The organism is Enterobacter sp. JBIWA003 (genome assembly GCF_019968825.1).
In the GTDB taxonomy this organism is placed as follows: domain Bacteria; phylum Pseudomonadota; class Gammaproteobacteria; order Enterobacterales; family Enterobacteriaceae; genus Enterobacter; species Enterobacter quasiroggenkampii.
In genome coordinates, this window is record NZ_CP074170.1 from 1,564,380 (window position 1) to 1,580,162 (window position 15,783).

General features: G+C 52.5%; 18 protein-coding genes and 2 pseudogenes. 11 read left to right on the forward strand and 9 right to left on the reverse strand.

The genetic code is table 11. From position 1 onward, the window contains the following. The first annotated feature begins 68 nt into the window (after positions 1–68). Positions 69–614, forward strand: coding sequence for a TetR family transcriptional regulator (locus tag KGP25_RS07430; RefSeq protein ID WP_045908446.1), 546 nt, complete (start codon positions 69–71; stop codon positions 612–614). Here KGP25_RS07430 and KGP25_RS07435 read toward each other — a convergent pair. The 6 genes and pseudogenes from KGP25_RS07435 to KGP25_RS07460 form a co-directional block, all read right to left on the reverse strand. Next, positions 611–1,381 (reverse strand): SDR family oxidoreductase, encoded by a 771-nt coding sequence (locus KGP25_RS07435; protein WP_223540188.1) that lies wholly within the window; start codon positions 1,379–1,381, stop codon positions 611–613. The two genes, KGP25_RS07430 and KGP25_RS07435, sit on opposite strands and share 4 nt — an antisense overlap. A gap of 118 nt (positions 1,382–1,499) precedes the next feature. Then, the gene (arsC, locus tag KGP25_RS07440) at positions 1,500–1,931 is read right to left on the reverse strand and encodes a glutaredoxin-dependent arsenate reductase (RefSeq protein WP_223540189.1); all 432 of its coding nucleotides are present in this window, start codon (positions 1,929–1,931) and stop codon (positions 1,500–1,502) included. Between the two features lie 12 nt (positions 1,932–1,943). Then, positions 1,944–3,233, reverse strand: a complete 1,290-nt coding sequence (locus tag KGP25_RS07445; protein ID WP_223540190.1) for an arsenic transporter — start codon at positions 3,231–3,233, stop codon at positions 1,944–1,946. A gap of 40 nt (positions 3,234–3,273) precedes the next feature. Then, complete coding sequence (locus tag KGP25_RS07450; RefSeq protein WP_048027087.1) at positions 3,274–3,594, reverse strand: metalloregulator ArsR/SmtB family transcription factor; 321 nt, start codon at positions 3,592–3,594, stop codon at positions 3,274–3,276. A gap of 223 nt (positions 3,595–3,817) precedes the next feature. Further along, positions 3,818–4,159: pseudogene (gene tssD, locus KGP25_RS07455) on the reverse strand (type VI secretion system tube protein TssD); the annotation flags it as partial. 13 nt (positions 4,160–4,172) lie between these two features. Continuing rightward, positions 4,173–4,532 (reverse strand): hypothetical protein, encoded by a 360-nt coding sequence (locus tag KGP25_RS07460; protein ID WP_223540191.1) that lies wholly within the window; start codon positions 4,530–4,532, stop codon positions 4,173–4,175. A 159-nt stretch (positions 4,533–4,691) separates the two neighbouring features. On the opposite strand from KGP25_RS07460, the pseudogene KGP25_RS07465 reads away from it, so the two are divergent. The 5 genes and pseudogenes from KGP25_RS07465 to KGP25_RS07485 all read left to right on the forward strand — a co-directional run. Then, positions 4,692–4,898: pseudogene (locus tag KGP25_RS07465) on the forward strand (hypothetical protein); the annotation flags it as partial. A 323-nt stretch (positions 4,899–5,221) separates the two neighbouring features. Continuing rightward, a protein-coding gene (locus tag KGP25_RS07470; protein ID WP_123060779.1) for an IS3 family transposase occupies positions 5,222–6,567 on the forward strand; the annotation gives its coding sequence in 2 pieces (ribosomal slippage) (positions 5,222–5,704 and positions 5,707–6,567; 1,344 coding nt in all). A 1-nt stretch (position 6,568) separates the two neighbouring features. Next, positions 6,569–7,177, forward strand: a complete 609-nt coding sequence (locus KGP25_RS07475) for a hypothetical protein (protein WP_223540192.1) — start codon at positions 6,569–6,571, stop codon at positions 7,175–7,177. A gap of 7 nt (positions 7,178–7,184) precedes the next feature. Then, the gene (locus KGP25_RS07480) at positions 7,185–7,499 is read left to right on the forward strand and encodes a hypothetical protein (protein WP_223540193.1); all 315 of its coding nucleotides are present in this window, start codon (positions 7,185–7,187) and stop codon (positions 7,497–7,499) included. Continuing rightward, positions 7,496–7,927 (forward strand): hypothetical protein, encoded by a 432-nt coding sequence (locus KGP25_RS07485; RefSeq protein ID WP_126534844.1) that lies wholly within the window; start codon positions 7,496–7,498, stop codon positions 7,925–7,927. The genes KGP25_RS07480 and KGP25_RS07485 overlap by 4 nt, the downstream gene beginning before the upstream one ends. 151 nt (positions 7,928–8,078) lie before the next feature. Here the strand turns inward: KGP25_RS07485 and KGP25_RS07490 are convergent, their stop codons facing one another. Then, the gene (locus tag KGP25_RS07490) at positions 8,079–8,609 is read right to left on the reverse strand and encodes a hypothetical protein (protein WP_223540194.1); all 531 of its coding nucleotides are present in this window, start codon (positions 8,607–8,609) and stop codon (positions 8,079–8,081) included. Between the two features lie 606 nt (positions 8,610–9,215). Next, the gene (locus KGP25_RS07495) at positions 9,216–10,901 is read right to left on the reverse strand and encodes an aspartate:alanine antiporter (protein ID WP_014169303.1); all 1,686 of its coding nucleotides are present in this window, start codon (positions 10,899–10,901) and stop codon (positions 9,216–9,218) included. Positions 10,902–11,174: 273 nt separating this feature from the next. On the opposite strand from KGP25_RS07495, the gene KGP25_RS07500 reads away from it, so the two are divergent. Next, positions 11,175–11,549, forward strand: a complete 375-nt coding sequence (locus KGP25_RS07500; RefSeq protein WP_048222222.1) for an inner membrane protein YbjM — start codon at positions 11,175–11,177, stop codon at positions 11,547–11,549. A 30-nt stretch (positions 11,550–11,579) separates the two neighbouring features. Here KGP25_RS07500 and KGP25_RS07505 read toward each other — a convergent pair whose 3' ends face one another. Next, positions 11,580–11,849, reverse strand: a complete 270-nt coding sequence (locus KGP25_RS07505; protein ID WP_006809455.1) for a GrxA family glutaredoxin — start codon at positions 11,847–11,849, stop codon at positions 11,580–11,582. Between the two features lie 184 nt (positions 11,850–12,033). On the opposite strand from KGP25_RS07505, the gene nfsA reads away from it, so the two are divergent. The 4 genes from nfsA (at position 12,034) to potF (ending at position 15,732) form a co-directional block, all read left to right on the forward strand. Then, positions 12,034–12,756: a nitroreductase NfsA gene (nfsA, locus tag KGP25_RS07510; protein WP_063621274.1), complete on the forward strand. Its 723-nt coding sequence runs from the start codon at positions 12,034–12,036 to the stop codon at positions 12,754–12,756. 69 nt (positions 12,757–12,825) lie between these two features. Next, complete coding sequence (gene rimK, locus KGP25_RS07515) at positions 12,826–13,728, forward strand: 30S ribosomal protein S6--L-glutamate ligase (RefSeq protein WP_223540195.1); 903 nt, start codon at positions 12,826–12,828, stop codon at positions 13,726–13,728. Positions 13,729–13,791: 63 nt separating this feature from the next. Then, positions 13,792–14,268: a YbjN domain-containing protein gene (locus KGP25_RS07520; RefSeq protein WP_003858385.1), complete on the forward strand. Its 477-nt coding sequence runs from the start codon at positions 13,792–13,794 to the stop codon at positions 14,266–14,268. Between the two features lie 351 nt (positions 14,269–14,619). Further along, positions 14,620–15,732, forward strand: coding sequence for a spermidine/putrescine ABC transporter substrate-binding protein PotF (gene potF / locus KGP25_RS07525; RefSeq protein ID WP_045908435.1), 1,113 nt, complete (start codon positions 14,620–14,622; stop codon positions 15,730–15,732). The last annotated feature ends 51 nt before the right edge of the window (positions 15,733–15,783 follow it).

The window sequence follows — 15,783 nt, forward strand, 5'->3', positions numbered from 1 at the left end:
GAAGTACAACAATAGCGACAACACTAGCAAGTTTGTGTACATTTGTACACAAATCAGGTGAGGAATTGATGAGCAGACCACCCAACGATCCGCATCGCCGGGAGAAAATCCTGCAGGCGACGCTCGACACCATTGCTGAACACGGTATTCATGCCGTCACGCACCGTAAAATCGCCACCTGCGCGGGCGTGCCGCTGGGGTCGATGACCTACTATTTCGACGGTATGGAGCCGCTGCTGGAGGAGGCCTTCACGTGGTTTACCCGCCAGATGTCGCAGCAGTACCGGGATTTCTTCGCGGGCGTCACCGGGCCGGAAATGGCTTGCGAATCCATAACTACCCTGATCCACAGCTCGCAGGTGACCACGCCGCACAACATGGCGCTGATGTATCAGCTTTACGCCTTTATGCACCGCAGCGCGGCGCTCAAAACGGTGATGCAGGACTGGATGAAGATGAGCCAGACCACGCTGGAGCAGTGGTTCGACCCGGTTACCACCCGCGCGCTGGATGCGTTTATCGAAGGGATGACGCTGCACTACGTCACTGACCGGACGCCTTTAACCCGCGAAGAGATCCGGGCGATGGTGGGGAGGATTGCGGGCGAGAGCTAGGTTGCACCGGCGGTCATATTGACTGTGGTTCCCGTCATTGCGCTGGCCGCATCTGAAGCCAGAAACGCAATCGTGTCTGCTACCTGCGCCAGCGTCGGTAGGCGATGCGTCAAGGTGCTTTGCGCGGCGCCATCGAGAAACTGCCCGACCGTAATACCCATCGCCTGCGCCTTGGCGGCGAAAATGGTGCTCACATACGAACCCGCCTGCACCGCGTCGGCTATTGCGTGCGAGCGCAGACACAGCACACGAATATTTTGAGTCCCCAGCTCAGCCGCAAGCGCCCGGGTAAAGGCTTCCGTTCCCGCGCAGCCGACGATATGTCCGAGGTGGCCCGCCATCGTCATGTTTGCGGCGGGGGCGACGACGGTAATTATGGTCCCGCCATGCTCGCCGCCCATGCGGGATGACACGGCTTTCGCAATGTTAAAGTACGCGGCCAGGAAAGGGTCGAAGCCCTGACGGAATTCGCCGAGCGTTAATGCCTCAAGACGTTTGCCCTGATCGTGCATAAAGCCCGTGGCGTTGACGACGATATCAATGCGGGCAAGATCGGGGAGCAGCGAGGACTCCTCGAGCGCATCGAAAACAAACGTGCTGGCAGAACCGCCCGCGGCGCGAATGCTGCTGGCGGCCTGCTCCAGCCTGGCGTGGGTGCGTGCGGCGAGATACACCTCCGCGCCTTCACGTGCCAGAGCGTGTGCCGCAGCGCTGCCGATGGCGCCGCTGCCGCCGAAGATGACGGCGGTTTTGTTTTTAAGACCCATGCCTGCATACCCTCACCAGAGTTAACCCTCAACAGTATGTGCCGGGTTTCGGCGGATGCAACTCAGCCGTTGGGCGGGGTATGCGGTTGGCAGATCTTACCGTGCCATTATCAATGGGTTACTTTGGCGAGATTTTTTTCCCGCTGGCGTCTACGACGGCTTCGCCATCCTCTTTTGTAAATGCCCCTTTCTGCGCATCCGGCAGAATGTCGAGGACGACTTCAGACGGGCGGCACAGGCGGGTGCCCAGCGGCGTGACCACGATCGGACGGTTAATCAGAATCGGGTATTGCAGCATAAACTCGATTAGCTGGTCGTCGGTGAAGCTATCTTCGGCAAGGCCGAGCTGTTCATAGGGCCCCACGTTTTTACGCAGCAGATCCCGCACCGAAATGCCCATATCGGCAATCAGGGTGGTCAGCGTATCGCGCGACGGTGGGGTTTCCAGATAGAGGATAATCTCTGGCTCCGTGCCGCTGTTGCGGATCATCTCCAGCGTGTTGCGTGAGGTGCCGCAGGCGGGGTTGTGGTAAATGGTGATGTGGCTCATATCAGTGGCTCATTACAGTGTGAAGGAGAGACGAAGCGCCAGCGCGGCGAGCGTCACAAACAGGACCGGCAGCGTCATGATGATGCCCGTCCGGAAATAGTAACCCCAGGTGATCGTCATGTTTTTCTGCGCCAGCACGTGGAGCCAGAGCAGGGTGGCGAGGCTGCCGATAGGCGTGATTTTCGGACCCAGATCGCAGCCAATCACGTTGGCGTAAATCATCGCCTCCTTAATCAACCCGGTTGCCGTGCTGCCCTCAATGGAGAGCGCGCCAATCAGCACCGTGGGCATATTGTTCATTATGGATGACAGGAACGCGGTGATGAACCCGGTACCCAGCGTGGTGGCCCACAATCCGTGCCCGGCCAGGCTATTCAGTACGCCTGTAAGAGAGTCCGTCAGCCCGGCATTGCGCAGGCCATACACCACCAGATACATCCCTAGTGAGAAGATGACGATCTGCCACGGTGCGCCGCGCAGCACTTTTCCGGTATTTATCGCATGTCCGCGTTTTGCAACGGCAAACAAAACCAGCGCGCCCGCAGTCGCAATGGCGCTGACCGGAATACCCAGCGGCTCCAGCACAAAGAAACCGACGAGAAGAAGGAGCAGCACGATCCAGCCGGTTCTGAACGTTGGAAGATCGTTTATCGCGCGTGCAGGCTCACGCAGTTTCGCCAGGTCATATTCCGGCGGGATTTCCTTGCGGAAGAACAGATGGAGCATGACCAGCGTTGCGGCAATCGCAGCGATATCAACGGGAATCATCACCGAAGCGTATTCGCTGAACCCCAGCGTGAAGAAGTCTGCCGAGACGATGTTGACCAGGTTCGACACAATCAGCGGCAGGCTGGCGGTATCGGCGATAAAACCTGCCGCCATCACAAACGCCAGCGTAGCCTGCTTGCTGAACCCCAGCGCCAGCAGCATGGCGATAACGATAGGGGTCAGGATCAGCGCTGCGCCGTCATTGGCAAACAGCGCCGCGACGGCTGCGCCCAGAAGGATAATCCAGGTAAACAGCAATCGCCCGCGACCGTTCCCCCAGCGGGCGACGTGCAGCGCCGCCCACTCGAAAAAGCCGGACTCATCCAGCAGCAGGCTGATGATGATGACGGCAATAAACGTTGCCGTGGCGTTCCAGACGATATTCCAGACTACCGGTATATCGTTAATGTGAATCACGCCGCTGGCCAGCGCCAGCACGGCGCCGATGGTCGCGCTCCAGCCAATACTCAGTCCTTTGGGCTGCCAGATGACCAGTACCAGCGTAAACAGAAAAATAGTCCCTGCCAGAAACATCGCTTACTCCGTTATATCTGTTTTTGTGAATGTGTTGTGCTTAGCACGAGCCCGGAAGCCGGTTTTTCAGCTTCAGGCGCGTCTCTTCCCGCAGGCAGTTCCAACTGGTGTCGATAACGGCTGCCGCCCATGCAGGCATGTTGGGAGAGAGACGGTAATGGACCCACTTACCCTCGCGACGGTCGATCACCAGCCCGGACTCGCGGAGCAGGGCCATGTGGCGTGAGACCTTCGGCTGAGATTCGGCGGTCGCGGCGCAGAGATCGCAGACGCACAGTTCTCCTGCCTCACGGAGCAGCATGACGATGGCGAGCCGCGTTTCGTCGGAGAGGGTTTTGAAGAGGTGGAGTGGGTGGAGCATTCGGTCATCCTGAATCTCTTTTATCATATACATTAAATCATATATGTTTATGACTGGCGAGAGAAGAGAAAAAAGCAGCAAGGATAGAAAAGCTCAGGAAGGGCTTGTAGAAGGTCAAAATAGTCTTTATGGCTTGCCCGGAGCAATCCTGACAGTCATGGGAAAGAAACCGTCCCCTGGAACGGTTTCTTTTTATCTGCTCACTTTCAACACTCTTCTGCGCTCAGGCGCAACAGCGATCGTTCCAGATGTCACGGTAAATGATATTCCCCTCCGTGTACTTCCATGAGATGGCTTCATAACGCAATTCGAGCGTTTCAAGATGGGTGCTGCTCATCCCGTTAGGGGTCAGGAAGGGCGCCACTGTCGTGAACTTAACGTTTTCCATCACGATATTGAAATATTCGGCCTCGATAGCGGACTCCAGAATACGGTACATCTTAATAATCCCCTTCTTCATCACTCGCCCTTCGCACACGGCGCGGTAAAGAAGTGGGGTAGTCTGATCAAATTCTTTAATTATCGTAATAGGGCGATGGACGCGCGTGTCGGTGAGCTTGCCCCAACCAGAAAATACATCATTTTTCCACTTTACAATCACCAATTTTGTCTTTCGTTGCCAGAATCATTTTCTGTTTCTTGGCATTTTTCAGCTTATCTCCCATCTCAGCCCCAAAAACGATTGAATTATAAACAGCGTAGTAACTTTCCGTGTCGGTAGTCATACCTTTGGTGGCGCTAGCGCTAATGGACTTGATGGCTCTATCAATGGCGTTCGTTCCATCATCTGAAAGTACGTGGTCGCAACTGGCTGTAACAAGCGTTTTGACATAGGTAGCCAGGTAATCAGGGTATGGCTGTATTTCGCCCGAGACCGCACCACCAGCTACGGATGAGAAAGCGCAGAGCAACAGAGGCAGCGCAATAATATTTTTCATGCTTCTTCCTGTATGCAAACTTGACCGTTAAAATTAATAATAGACCTTATCGATTGAAATTATATTATTGATTGTTTTTATGGATTGATTATTAAGGTGCATCCTGCATACGCCGCTTGCAGGAAGGAGGCTGAAATCAGCTTTAATGGAGGTTTAGAGCTGGTAAAAAAAGTGCTGTTGACGGGATTTATTCTTGCTGCGTTCAGTGCCAGCACCGGAAACATAACTATGAGCAACCCGGAGCAGACGACCACGGCGAACGGGCAAACCTTGTGCGTCTACTCCAATAAAATTTATATCTTCACCTACCGGACAAAATCGAAACATTGCCCGTACAGCAAAAGTTTCGACACGACTGACAGTGAGCTAAGTCTCGTTATGGTATGGGCTTACCGAATGTTACGAAAGAAAGTTTTACTTAAGTCTAATGCTTATTGCCCATGTGGTTATTGTTTGTAAAATAAGCTAAAACTGCTTCATCAAAGGCTTAACTTCTTAGCTGTAAGGGACTATGCAAATGGACATCTGTTTTCCTGCCAAAAAAGCAAACGGCGACCATTACCCCACAGTAGATGACATTATGGCCCGTATACTTCAGGAGCCTCATGGTTCCTGGCTTGGCGGGACAAATGCCATGTGGCATGTAGTGCGCCCCAAAAGTTAGACACCAGATCAAAAACTGAGGGCGCATGGCAAAATTTTCATTGGAATTCAAAAAGGAAGTGTCAGAGAAGTATCTGGAAGATGAGTTGAGTCTGAAATCTGTAGCCAGGATGTACGACATAAGCCCTTGCACGGTAAGAAAATGGGCTTATGCCTACCGGGAGCATGGGATCGGTGTGCTTACGGGTAAAAAGGGACGCTACTCTGCTGATTTCAAACTTATGGTAGTAAAAGAAGTTGTGGATGATGGCTTCTCTGTTCGTGAAACTGCGGTAAAACATGGGATACCAGCCTTTGGTACTGTATGTACCTGGCTTGAAAAATATAGAAAACATGGCGAGGATGCTTTCACCCGAAAAAATCAAAAGATCATCCCAGTGCCAGATAAAAGCATCACGCCAGTCCCACCACAGCCAGCATTAACCGATGTTGAGCGAGAGGAACTTGAACAACTCAGGGTCGAGAATGCCTACTTAAAAAAGCTGAAGGCCTTGGTTCAGCAGAAAACATGCTCAGCGCCCAGGAAAAAGTGAGCATTGTAAGTGAACTAAGGCAGGAATGGCCATTGTCCCGATTGTTAATCGTTGCTGGGCTGCCCCGGAGTACATTTTACTATCATGTAAAACGTCTTGCGGCTCCGGACCGATACCAGTCTGCCAGAGCGCTTGTGCTGAAAATTTATCACCAGCACAAAGGTCGCTATGGTTACAGACGCATCAGGCTGGCATGTCGTAACGAGGGGGTTTTACTTAATGGCAAAACCGTTAGAAAACTCATGAAGGAACTGGGTATTAGCAGCCTGATTCGCGTCAAAAAGTACCGTTCATATAAAGGAGAACAAGGACGAATTTGCGATAATCTCCTGAAACGCCAGTTTGACGCAGAACGCCCCAACGAGAAGTGGGTCACAGATGTCACTGAGTTTAAAGTGAATGGCAAAAAGCTGTATTTGTCGCCCATCATGGATCTTTATAATGGCGAAATCATTGCTTATAACCTCGCTAACCGCCCTCTACCTTCAATGGTGCAGACTATGCTCACGGATGCGCTGAAACAGTTGCCGAAAGACGAACACCCAATATTGCACAGCGATCAAGGCTGGCAATATCAGATGTCACGCTGGCAACGATGGTTAAAAGATAGTGGCATCGCCCAGAGTATGTCTCGTCGGGGAAATTGCCTTGATAATGCAGTGATAGAGAGTTTTTTTGGAACATTGAAATCAGAATGTTATTACCTCAATGAATATAAAAATGTGGATGACTTAAAGCGAGACATTATCGATTACATTGATTATTATAACCAATTGAGGATAAAGGAAAAACTTGGCGGTCTTAGTCCGGTACAATATCGATTGAGTCAGGCTGCATAAGTTGTCCAAGATCTGGGGCGCAGATCAGCATGGTGGACTTCATATTACAGATGTCAGTGCGCCGGGAGCAGTACTCACTCACGAAACAGCGGATACCGCCGTCCCGCTTCCGTTTATGACTGGTGGCGAGGTGGTAGCCTGGCGACTGAATCAGGACTATCTGTCCGGCGATTACATGGGGAATGCGTTGCAGTACTCCAGCACTTTTGTGCTGGTTAAATCCACCTGTACGCCAGATCCTGAGAAACCGGATAACGCCCTGGATTTTTACGCGCTTTACATGGGGCTTGCCCCGCTGTCCGCCTTTCCAGTACATCAGATATATCAGGTCACGGAGCGGGGAAACCGACTTCGGAAACGTCACCATACCGGGCAGGAAAGGCCGGGCGAACTGGTTCCCGTGCCAGACGGCGGGCATCTGACGACAGGCGATCGCGTGGTAGTACTGCGGGAAAACACGTTTGAACTAAACGGGGTAGCCCAGAGATTCGTGCTTGCCCGGACGCTGAACGGTAAGTCAGAGATGAGCGGCGCGGCGTTCTGGGTATCACTTGACCCGGTGTTTATGGCCCCGGACGGCGAGCTACGGGCGCACCTGCCCCTGGAATGATCCGAAAATGACATCAGTTAGGGCTAATAAAGGTATTACTGATTTTACACCTGAATCTCAGGATAAATTTTGTGTTTTAATTTTCAAATATAAAAGAAAACGCTCTTTAGATAAAATCATGTCTGGTGATATTGTAGGAGCATTAGATATACTGAGCTACGAATGGGCAAGCCTTCCGCCGGGTAGGTATGGTCAGCCTGCAAAATCAGAGCAAGAAGCACTTTCTTTGTACAATCATTATCTTGAGGAAGAATTAGCTGGCAGGTCAGATCTTCATCTTGATATTGGGTATATTTCAACTATTGCGGAGTCTAACCAATGAAAACTTGGCCATTTTTGCTATTATTAATTTCTATGACAACACATGCAAACTCAAATTTCGGCATGTGGTCGACCTCCTGTGATAATGATGGTTTCTCAATAAAAATCGATAACAAACCAACCAGTCTCGTTGTTAATGATAATCAAATAGTTATCAACATTCATGCAAAGGAAGTCGATAACGATAAAATTGATATTTTTTATGATAGTGTTGCAGACCTTGGCAGAGGCGGCATGAACTTCGACTGGAAAAATGTAAGCCCGATAAAACCTGTGGCAGAACTTAGTATCATCAAAAAAAATGGCGAATTCCGCTGGAAAGGGTTTTTCGACAATAAGAAATTGAAATATTTTTGGGTTAATGATCCTGATTTCATGCAGTTTTATGCTGATGATGGTGTTATTATTCTACATAAATGTGAAAAATAACTCTCGCCCCATCCTTAAGTATATTAAAAATGGAAACAAGAAATCGCGGAGCTAATACCTCCGCGTATAATAATTAAAAGCCCCCTTACCGAACATCCATCACTTGCTTACAAAGTCTGATGGTTTTATCTGAGGAAATCCGGCTAATATTTCATCTATTTTTTCTTGAAGCAATTTGGGCAACTCCAGACATCCCCAACCCGCCAATAGCCACGCCCGTTAATCCTGAAACGACCTTTACTTCTGAAGGTGGGAGGGTCACATAGAGGCAAATAGTCGATGCAGCGCCTGCAGAGAATGAATACGAGGTTAGCGTGCTGGTGGATATGTGAACGTTAGCGCGCATTAGAGCATGCTGTATCGCTGATAATTCTGCCGGGGAATAATTCTTAACCAGCTCCTCAACGTACGTGTTGATTAGGTCAAAGACGATGTTCCAGCGAGAAACGAGATGGAATATGCCCTTTCGGAAGCGAGCGTCCTCCAGGTTTTGTCGGGTGCATACATCGTAATATTCATCAGTAAAGCAGGAGGTGTAGTACAACAGGCGTTGGGCACCGGCACCTATATTACTCAACTGGCTCTTTATTTCTTCACCTACCGCGCGTACCGCCTGGTCCAGCTTCATGGCCGGTATCTTTTGGCTCTGAAGCTGTCGGATGATCTCTTCAGAATGGTACATGCTTACTGACCTCGCACTTCAGACCACTTGAGCGATCTTTTGCTGCATTCCCTAAGACCGGAATTGCCATTACTGAGCTTGAAAACTGCATTCCTGTCCCCTCCATAGTGTTTCTATCCGCTCCAGCGTATGCCTGTAACTAATATGGACGTTCAAAGCAGTTCATGTTTATGAAAAGCAGGGGATTTTTAGGATAATGACCTGATTTTTTTTAATCAAAATACGATTTATCGAGAGCTTTAAGTGCGAATCGATGAGTTCAATACTGAGTGGCGCGTTCCAAAATCCGGAAGAATTGCAGGAACAATTAGCTGACTGATACAGACCCGCCGCTGGCTGGTTTTTTATTATCTGTTACAGCTATATAAAAGTTCTGCCGCGACGATGTCGCTATGCAGGGGAACCTGGAGGCATAAAGCATTAATTTACAGAGTGGTAGTTTTCAGACAACAAAAAACCCATCAACCTTGAACCAAAACGGCGGGGTTGATGGGCTCCACAAATTGGGGACATCAAAGAAAAGCAGTGGCACTAGTTATGACTGCCCCCTGATAAAAAAGTTCTGCGCGTAACAAAAATATTTTCCACTACGCGCATTCTTAGGAGTTATCCGAGTCCTGGCCAGATGATGATAATCAGCGTACCCGCCAGCGTCAGCAGCACGTTAGCGATAGCGTACGTGCCCGCATAGCCCAGCGCCGGGATGTTGCTGCGCGCGGTATCGCTGATGATTTCCATGGCAGGCGCACAGGTACGCGCCCCCATCATCGCCCCGAAGAGCAGGGCGCGGTTCATGCGCAGCACGTAGGCACCGAACAGGAAGCAGATCACCACCGGTACCAGGCTGACGATAAGTCCGGAAACCAACATCTGCCAGCCGACGGCGCCGAGGCTGTGACCAATCCCGCTGCCCGCGCTTAAGCCCACGCCCGCCATAAAGACCATCAGACCGAACTCTTTCACCATGTTCAGCGCGCCCTGCGGAATGTAGCCGAAGGTCGGGTGGTTCGCTCGCAGGAAGCCCAGCATGATCCCGGCGAACAGCAGCCCGGCGGCGTTACCGATGCCGAAACTGAAGTTGCTGAACTGGAAGGTGATCATCCCGATCATCAGGCCAACGATAAAGAAGGCGCAGAAGGCCAGCAGGTCGGTGACCTGGCTGTGAATGGAGATAAAGCCGATGCGGTCGGCCACGGTTTTCACGCGGCGGGCATCGCCGCTGACCTGCAGCACGTCGCCTTTGTTGAGCACCACGTTGTCGTCGATAGGCATCTCAATCTGGCTGCGGATCACGCGGTTGAGGAAGCAGCCGTGGTCGGTCAGCTTCAGCTGCGCCAGGCGGCGGCCCACGGCGTTATGGTTTTTCACCACGATCTCTTCGGTGACGATGCGCATGTCGAGCAGGTCTCGGTCGAACACCTCTTTGCCGTTACGGAAGCTCGGATCGAGACGAGCGTGGGCGTCCGGGTAACCCACCAGCGCGATGTCATCGCCCATCTGCAGCACCGCGTCGCCGTCCGGGTTCGCCAGAATGCCGTTGCGGCGGATACGTTCGATGTAGCAGCCCGTCTGGCGGTAAATCCCGAGCTCGCGCAGATTTTTGCCGTCAGCCCAGGCAACCAGCTCTGGTCCGACGCGATAGGCGCGGATCACCGGGAGATAGACTTTACGTTTGGAGTCGGTATCGAGACCGCGCTCGCGGGCGATTTGCTGGGCGCTGGTCTGCAGATCCTGGTGCTGCAGTTTTGGCAGGTAGCGTGCGCCGACAATCAGGCTCACCAGACCAATCAAATAGGTCAGGGCATAACCCAGGCTCAGGTGGTCAAGTGCGGTAGAAAGCTGCGCGCCGGCCATGCCGGAATGGCGCAGGGTATCACCGGCGCCCACGAGCACAGGGGTGGAGGTCATGGAGCCTGCCAGCATACCGGCCGTTAACCCGATATCCCAGCCAAACAGTTTACCCAGCCCTAAGGCGATCAGCAGCGCGCTGCCGACCATTACCAGCGCCAGCATCAGATAATTTTTGCCGTCGCGGAAGAAAATTGAAAAAAAGTTCGGTCCTGCTTCCACGCCAACACAAAAAATAAACAGCATAAAACCTAAGTTGAGCGCGTCCGTGTTAATGCTGAAGTGCTGCTGGCCTAATAATAAGGAGACGACTAAAACGCCAATGGAATTACCAAGTTGAACTGAACCCAGGCGCAATTTACCCAGGCAAAGGCCCAGCGCCAGTACCACAAATAATAACAGGATGTAATTCCCATTTAACAAGTCTGCGACGTTTATATTCACGGAGGCTAACTTCTTGTTTACCAGTAAGTTGTTGAATGAAAGGACTTTTTGGGCTACTGTTTTCTGGGTCAGGGAAAGGCGTTAACGCTCCCTGTTTCCTGCTTTATTCCCTAAAACATTAGCTGGCGTGTAGTTTAATCGTATTAGCTACTGACAGCTACTGATTATCGCATCACCCTGTGCGTACTTTGGCAAGGATTGCCGCATTGCTTTATCTGACTGGGCGTCTACCCGACGAAAGTGTATTTGATAGAGATAAGTCAGGAGGATAGTTTGAACATTAAACGAAACTGGGCGGGGGTGATCAGCTGCTTTTTGCTGTTCACGGTCGTATGCATGTCGCTTGCTTTTAACGTGAAAGGGGCATTCAGGGCATCGGGTCATCCGGAGCTGGGGCTGCTCTTTTTTACGCTGCCGGGGGCTGCTGCCAGTTTTCTCTCCCGAAAAGGGGAGGTGGTGAAGCCGCTGTTGGGTGCCATGCTGGCCGCGCCGCTCTGTTTGCTGCTGATGCGCTTGCTCTATATCTCAACGCGGAGTTTCTGGCAGGAGCTGGCATGGTTGATGAGCGCCGTATTCTGGTGCGCCCTTGGCGCGCTCTGCTACTTATTTGTGCGCAGTCTGCTTCATAACCGGCGGCACCACAAATAAAAACGCCCTCTCGGTGAGGGCGTCTTCACATTACTGGGCGGCAAACAGGCCCAGATGCTCTTTGGCGTAGGCTTCAAAGTCAGTGCAGCCGCCGATGTGTTTCTGATCGAGGAAGATCTGCGGTACGGTTTCAACCGGCTTACCGACGGTTTTCTCGAGATCCGCTTTCGTGATACCTTCCGCGTGGATATCCACGTAGCGGAAGTTGAAGTCATCGCGCTCTTCGGTCAGTTTCTCAGCCAGCTCTTTCGCGCGTACACAGTATGGGCACCCTGGACGACCAAAAATTACTGCAAACATTTCTCTCTCCTCAAAAAACAAGCCTGACGGCGAATAAGACATATAGTGCCCGATAACCTGCCGCCATTAAAGAAGGTTTCGCCTGTCGCTTTGATACAGTCAGGCTATGTTTCGCCAATTACATCGCGCAAATCATTGCCTATACTGGCTGCAATACGTATTAAGCAAGACAAAGAGAGACAAGATGACACCCACGATTGACCTGCTCCGTTCCCACCGTTCCATTCGCCACTTCACCGATGAGCCGATTACCGAGGCGCAGCGTGCCGCGATTATTGACAGCGCCAGGGCGACCTCCAGCTCCAGCTTCCTGCAGTGCAGCTCCATTATCCGCATCACCGACCCGGCCATGCGCGAGCAGCTGGTGACGCTGACCGGCGGGCAGAAGCATGTGGCTCAGGCGGCCGAGTTCTGGGTGTTCTGCGCCGACTTCAACCGTCATCTGCAGATCTGCCCTGAGGCCGAGCTCGGGCTGGCCGAACAGTTGCTGCTGGGCGTGGTGGATACCGCGCTGATGGCGCAAAACGCCTTCACGGCGGCGGAGTCGCTGGGGTTAGGCGGTGTCTACATCGGCGGCCTGCGTAACAACATCGAAAGCGTGACCGAGCTGCTGAATCTGCCAAAACACGTGCTGCCGCTGTTTGGCCTGTGCCTCGGCTGGCCTGCGGATAACCCGGATCTGAAGCCGCGCATTCCTGCGGCGATGCTGGTGCATGAAAACCACTATCAGCCGGTCGATCAGGATGTCCTGAATCAATACGATGAAGAGCTGGCAAACTACTACCTGACGCGCGGTAGCAATAACCGTCGCGATACCTGGACTGACCATATTCGTCGCACCATCATTAAAGAAAATCGCCCGTTTATTCTTGATTATCTGCACAAACAGGGCTGGGCGACGCGATAGTCCATTTATCCTGCGCCTGCCTGCGTATATGATACGCAGGCTTTTTCCATGTCTTCAGAGAGGTGCAGGGTGAAAATTGCCATATTGTCCCGGGATGGAACGCTCTATTCATGTAAGCGCCTGAGAGAAGCGGCGGCGAAACGCGGGCATCAGGTTGAGATCCTCGACCCGATGTCCTGTTATATGAACATCGACCCGGCTGCCTCGTCGATTCACTACAAAGGCCGCAAGCTGCCGCATTTTGATGCGGTCATCCCCCGCATCGGCTCCCAGATTACCTACTACGGCACCGCCGCGCTGCGCCAGTTCGAGATGCTGGGCAGCTATCCGCTCAACGAATCCGTCGCCATTTCCCGCGCCCGCGACAAGCTGCGCTCGCTGCAGCTCCTTGCCCGTCAGGGGATCGATCTCCCCGTCACGGGGATTGCCCATTCACCGGACGACACCAGCGATCTGATCGACATGGTGGGCGGCGCCCCTTTGGTGATCAAGCTGGTGGAAGGCACCCAGGGCATTGGCGTGGTGCTGGCGGAGACGCGTCAGGCAGCGGAGAGCGTGATTGACGCCTTCCGCGGGCTGAATGCCCACATTCTGGTGCAGGAGTATATCGAAGAGGCCAAAGGGCGCGACATCCGCTGCTTCGTCGTGGGAAACGAGGTGGTGGCAGCCATTGAGCGTCAGGCCAAAGAGGGTGATTTCCGCTCTAACCTTCACCGCGGCGGCGTCGCGCGTGTAGCCGATATCAGCGATCGGGAGCGGGAAATTGCGGTGAAAGCCGCGCAAACCCTGGGGCTGGACGTGGCGGGTGTAGATCTTCTGCGCGCAACGCGCGGGCCGCTGGTCATGGAGGTGAACGCCTCGCCGGGGCTGGAAGGCGTAGAAAAAACCACAGGGGTCGATATTGCAGGTAAAATGATCATATGGATCGAGCGTCATGCGACGCCGGGCTACTGTCTGAAAACGGGTGGTTAAATGGATTACCGCGCGCTTTTTGAGTACCCTATGCGAAGTTTTTATTAAAGAGGCTGCATCGCGATGGATTTACAGGTCGTACCTACACTGGATACGTTACGTCAATGGCTTGATGATGCCGGAATTACGTTCTTCGAATGCGATTCCTGCCAGGCGCTGCATCTGCCTCATATGCAGAATTTCGACGGCATTTTCGATGCCAAAATCGATCTGATTAACGATGTGATCCTTTTCTCCGCGCTGGCCGAAGTGAAGCCGTCCGCGCTGCTGGCGCTGGCCTCCGACCTGTCGGCCATCAATGCCAGTTCTTTGACGGTGAAGGCATTTCTCGACATACAGGATGATAATCTGCCAAAACTGGTCGTTTGCCAGTCTTTATTCTCCGGGGCAGGGCTATCGTTCAAGCAGTTCGCCTGGTTTATGCGCCTGAGCGAAGAGCAAATTTCGATGGTCATGATGGAAGCCAATGCACATCATCTGCTGTATAGCGCGGAAGATGATGCAGAGAATAATGATGCATCTCCCAATTTTCTTCACTAAGCCTGTCTGACTTTTGCGCAGTCGCTGCCATGGCGGCTGCAGAAGGCCATTTTTTCTGCTGCTTTTAACCTTCCTTTAAAGAATTATTCACCTCCCTGAAGGCCGTTTCGGCTTATCACGTAGACTTAACCTGCATAAAAAATTGATAAAAGGCGTTTTTTCGTCTGGGCTATAGCCGGAGACACGGGCTACAGTTATTCTTGCGATGCTTCAAAAAGCGAGCGGAAGCTGCCGGGTAAAGAGGTTTCTTTTTATTTTGAGCAGAGCGACAAACTATGCATGATTTTTGCATATATCCAGATTGCACAGTTTTAGTTCGTTTGTTAACGAGCTTTCAGAAGGAATAACACTATGATCGCCTTGAATAAAAAATGGTTATCGGGTCTGGTTGCGGGTGCTCTGATGGCCGTCTCTGCCGGCACGCTCGCTGCGGAACAAAAAACGCTGCACGTTTATAACTGGTCTGACTATATTGCGCCCGACACGGTGGCAAATTTTGAAAAAGAGACCGGCATTAAAGTGGTCTACGACGTGTTCGATTCCAACGAAGTGCTGGAAGGAAAACTGATGGCGGGCAGCACCGGGTTTGACCTCGTGGTGCCTTCCGCAAGCTTCCTCGAGCGCCAGCTGACGGCAGGCGTCTTCCAGCCGCTGGATAAGAGCAAGTTACCGAACTGGAAAAATCTCGATCCAGAAGTGCTGAAGCTGGTGGCCAAACACGACCCGGACAACAAATACGCGATGCCGTATCTCTGGGCGACCACCGGTATCGGCTTTAACGTCGATAAAGTGAAGGCGGCGCTGGGCCCGGACGTGAAGCTGGACAGCTGGGACGTGGTGCTGAAGCCGGAAAACCTTGAGAAGCTGAAAAGCTGCGGCGTCTCCTTCCTCGATGCGCCGGAAGAGATTTTCGCGACCGTGCTGAACTACCTGGGCAAAGACCCGAACAGCAATAAGGCGGATGATTACACCGGCCCGGCGACCGATCTGCTGCTGAAGCTGCGTCCAAACATTCGTTACTTCCACTCGTCTCAGTACATTAACGACCTGGCGAACGGCGACATCTGCGTCGCGATTGGCTGGGCAGGGGACGTATGGCAGGCGGCTAACCGTGCGAAAGAGGCGAAAAACGGCGTGAACGTCTCTTACTTCATTCCGAAGGAGGGGGCGCTGGCCTTCTTTGACGTCTTCGCGATGCCGGCTGACGCGAAAAACAAAGACGAAGCGTATCAGTTCCTCAACTATCTGATGCGTCCTGAGGTTATCGCCCATATCAGCGACCACGTTTACTATGCGAACGGTAACAAGGCCTCCGTGCCGCTGGTGAGCGAAGAGATCCGTAATAACCCGGCTATCTATCCGCCAGCGGATGTGTTCGCCAAGCTCTTCACCCTGAAAGTTCAGGATCCAAAAATTGACCGCGTGCGTACCCGCGCGTGGACCAAGGTGAAAAGCGGTAAATAACGGCGTTTGGTATTGCTGCCCGGTGGCGCTATCGCTTACCGGGCCTCTACA

What these genes read in the sequence shown, in the direction of transcription:
- KGP25_RS07480 (WP_223540193.1), top strand. Translation starts at nt 7,185, where the DNA reads ATGACATCAGTTAGGGCTAATAAAGGTATTACTGATTTTACACCTGAA.
- KGP25_RS07460 (WP_223540191.1), bottom strand. Translation starts at nt 4,532, where the DNA reads ATGAAAAATATTATTGCGCTGCCTCTGTTGCTCTGCGCTTTCTCATCC.
- KGP25_RS07430 (WP_045908446.1), top strand. Translation starts at nt 69, where the DNA reads ATGAGCAGACCACCCAACGATCCGCATCGCCGGGAGAAAATCCTGCAG.
- nfsA (WP_063621274.1), top strand. Translation starts at nt 12,034, where the DNA reads ATGACACCCACGATTGACCTGCTCCGTTCCCACCGTTCCATTCGCCAC.
- arsC (WP_223540189.1), bottom strand. Translation starts at nt 1,931, where the DNA reads ATGAGCCACATCACCATTTACCACAACCCCGCCTGCGGCACCTCACGC.
- KGP25_RS07435 (WP_223540188.1), bottom strand. Translation starts at nt 1,381, where the DNA reads ATGGGTCTTAAAAACAAAACCGCCGTCATCTTCGGCGGCAGCGGCGCC.
- KGP25_RS07445 (WP_223540190.1), bottom strand. Translation starts at nt 3,233, where the DNA reads ATGTTTCTGGCAGGGACTATTTTTCTGTTTACGCTGGTACTGGTCATC.
- KGP25_RS07450 (WP_048027087.1), bottom strand. Translation starts at nt 3,594, where the DNA reads ATGCTCCACCCACTCCACCTCTTCAAAACCCTCTCCGACGAAACGCGG.
- KGP25_RS07520 (WP_003858385.1), top strand. Translation starts at nt 13,792, where the DNA reads ATGGATTTACAGGTCGTACCTACACTGGATACGTTACGTCAATGGCTT.
- KGP25_RS07490 (WP_223540194.1), bottom strand. Translation starts at nt 8,609, where the DNA reads ATGTACCATTCTGAAGAGATCATCCGACAGCTTCAGAGCCAAAAGATA.
- potF (WP_045908435.1), top strand. Translation starts at nt 14,620, where the DNA reads ATGATCGCCTTGAATAAAAAATGGTTATCGGGTCTGGTTGCGGGTGCT.
- KGP25_RS07505 (WP_006809455.1), bottom strand. Translation starts at nt 11,849, where the DNA reads ATGTTTGCAGTAATTTTTGGTCGTCCAGGGTGCCCATACTGTGTACGC.
- KGP25_RS07485 (WP_126534844.1), top strand. Translation starts at nt 7,496, where the DNA reads ATGAAAACTTGGCCATTTTTGCTATTATTAATTTCTATGACAACACAT.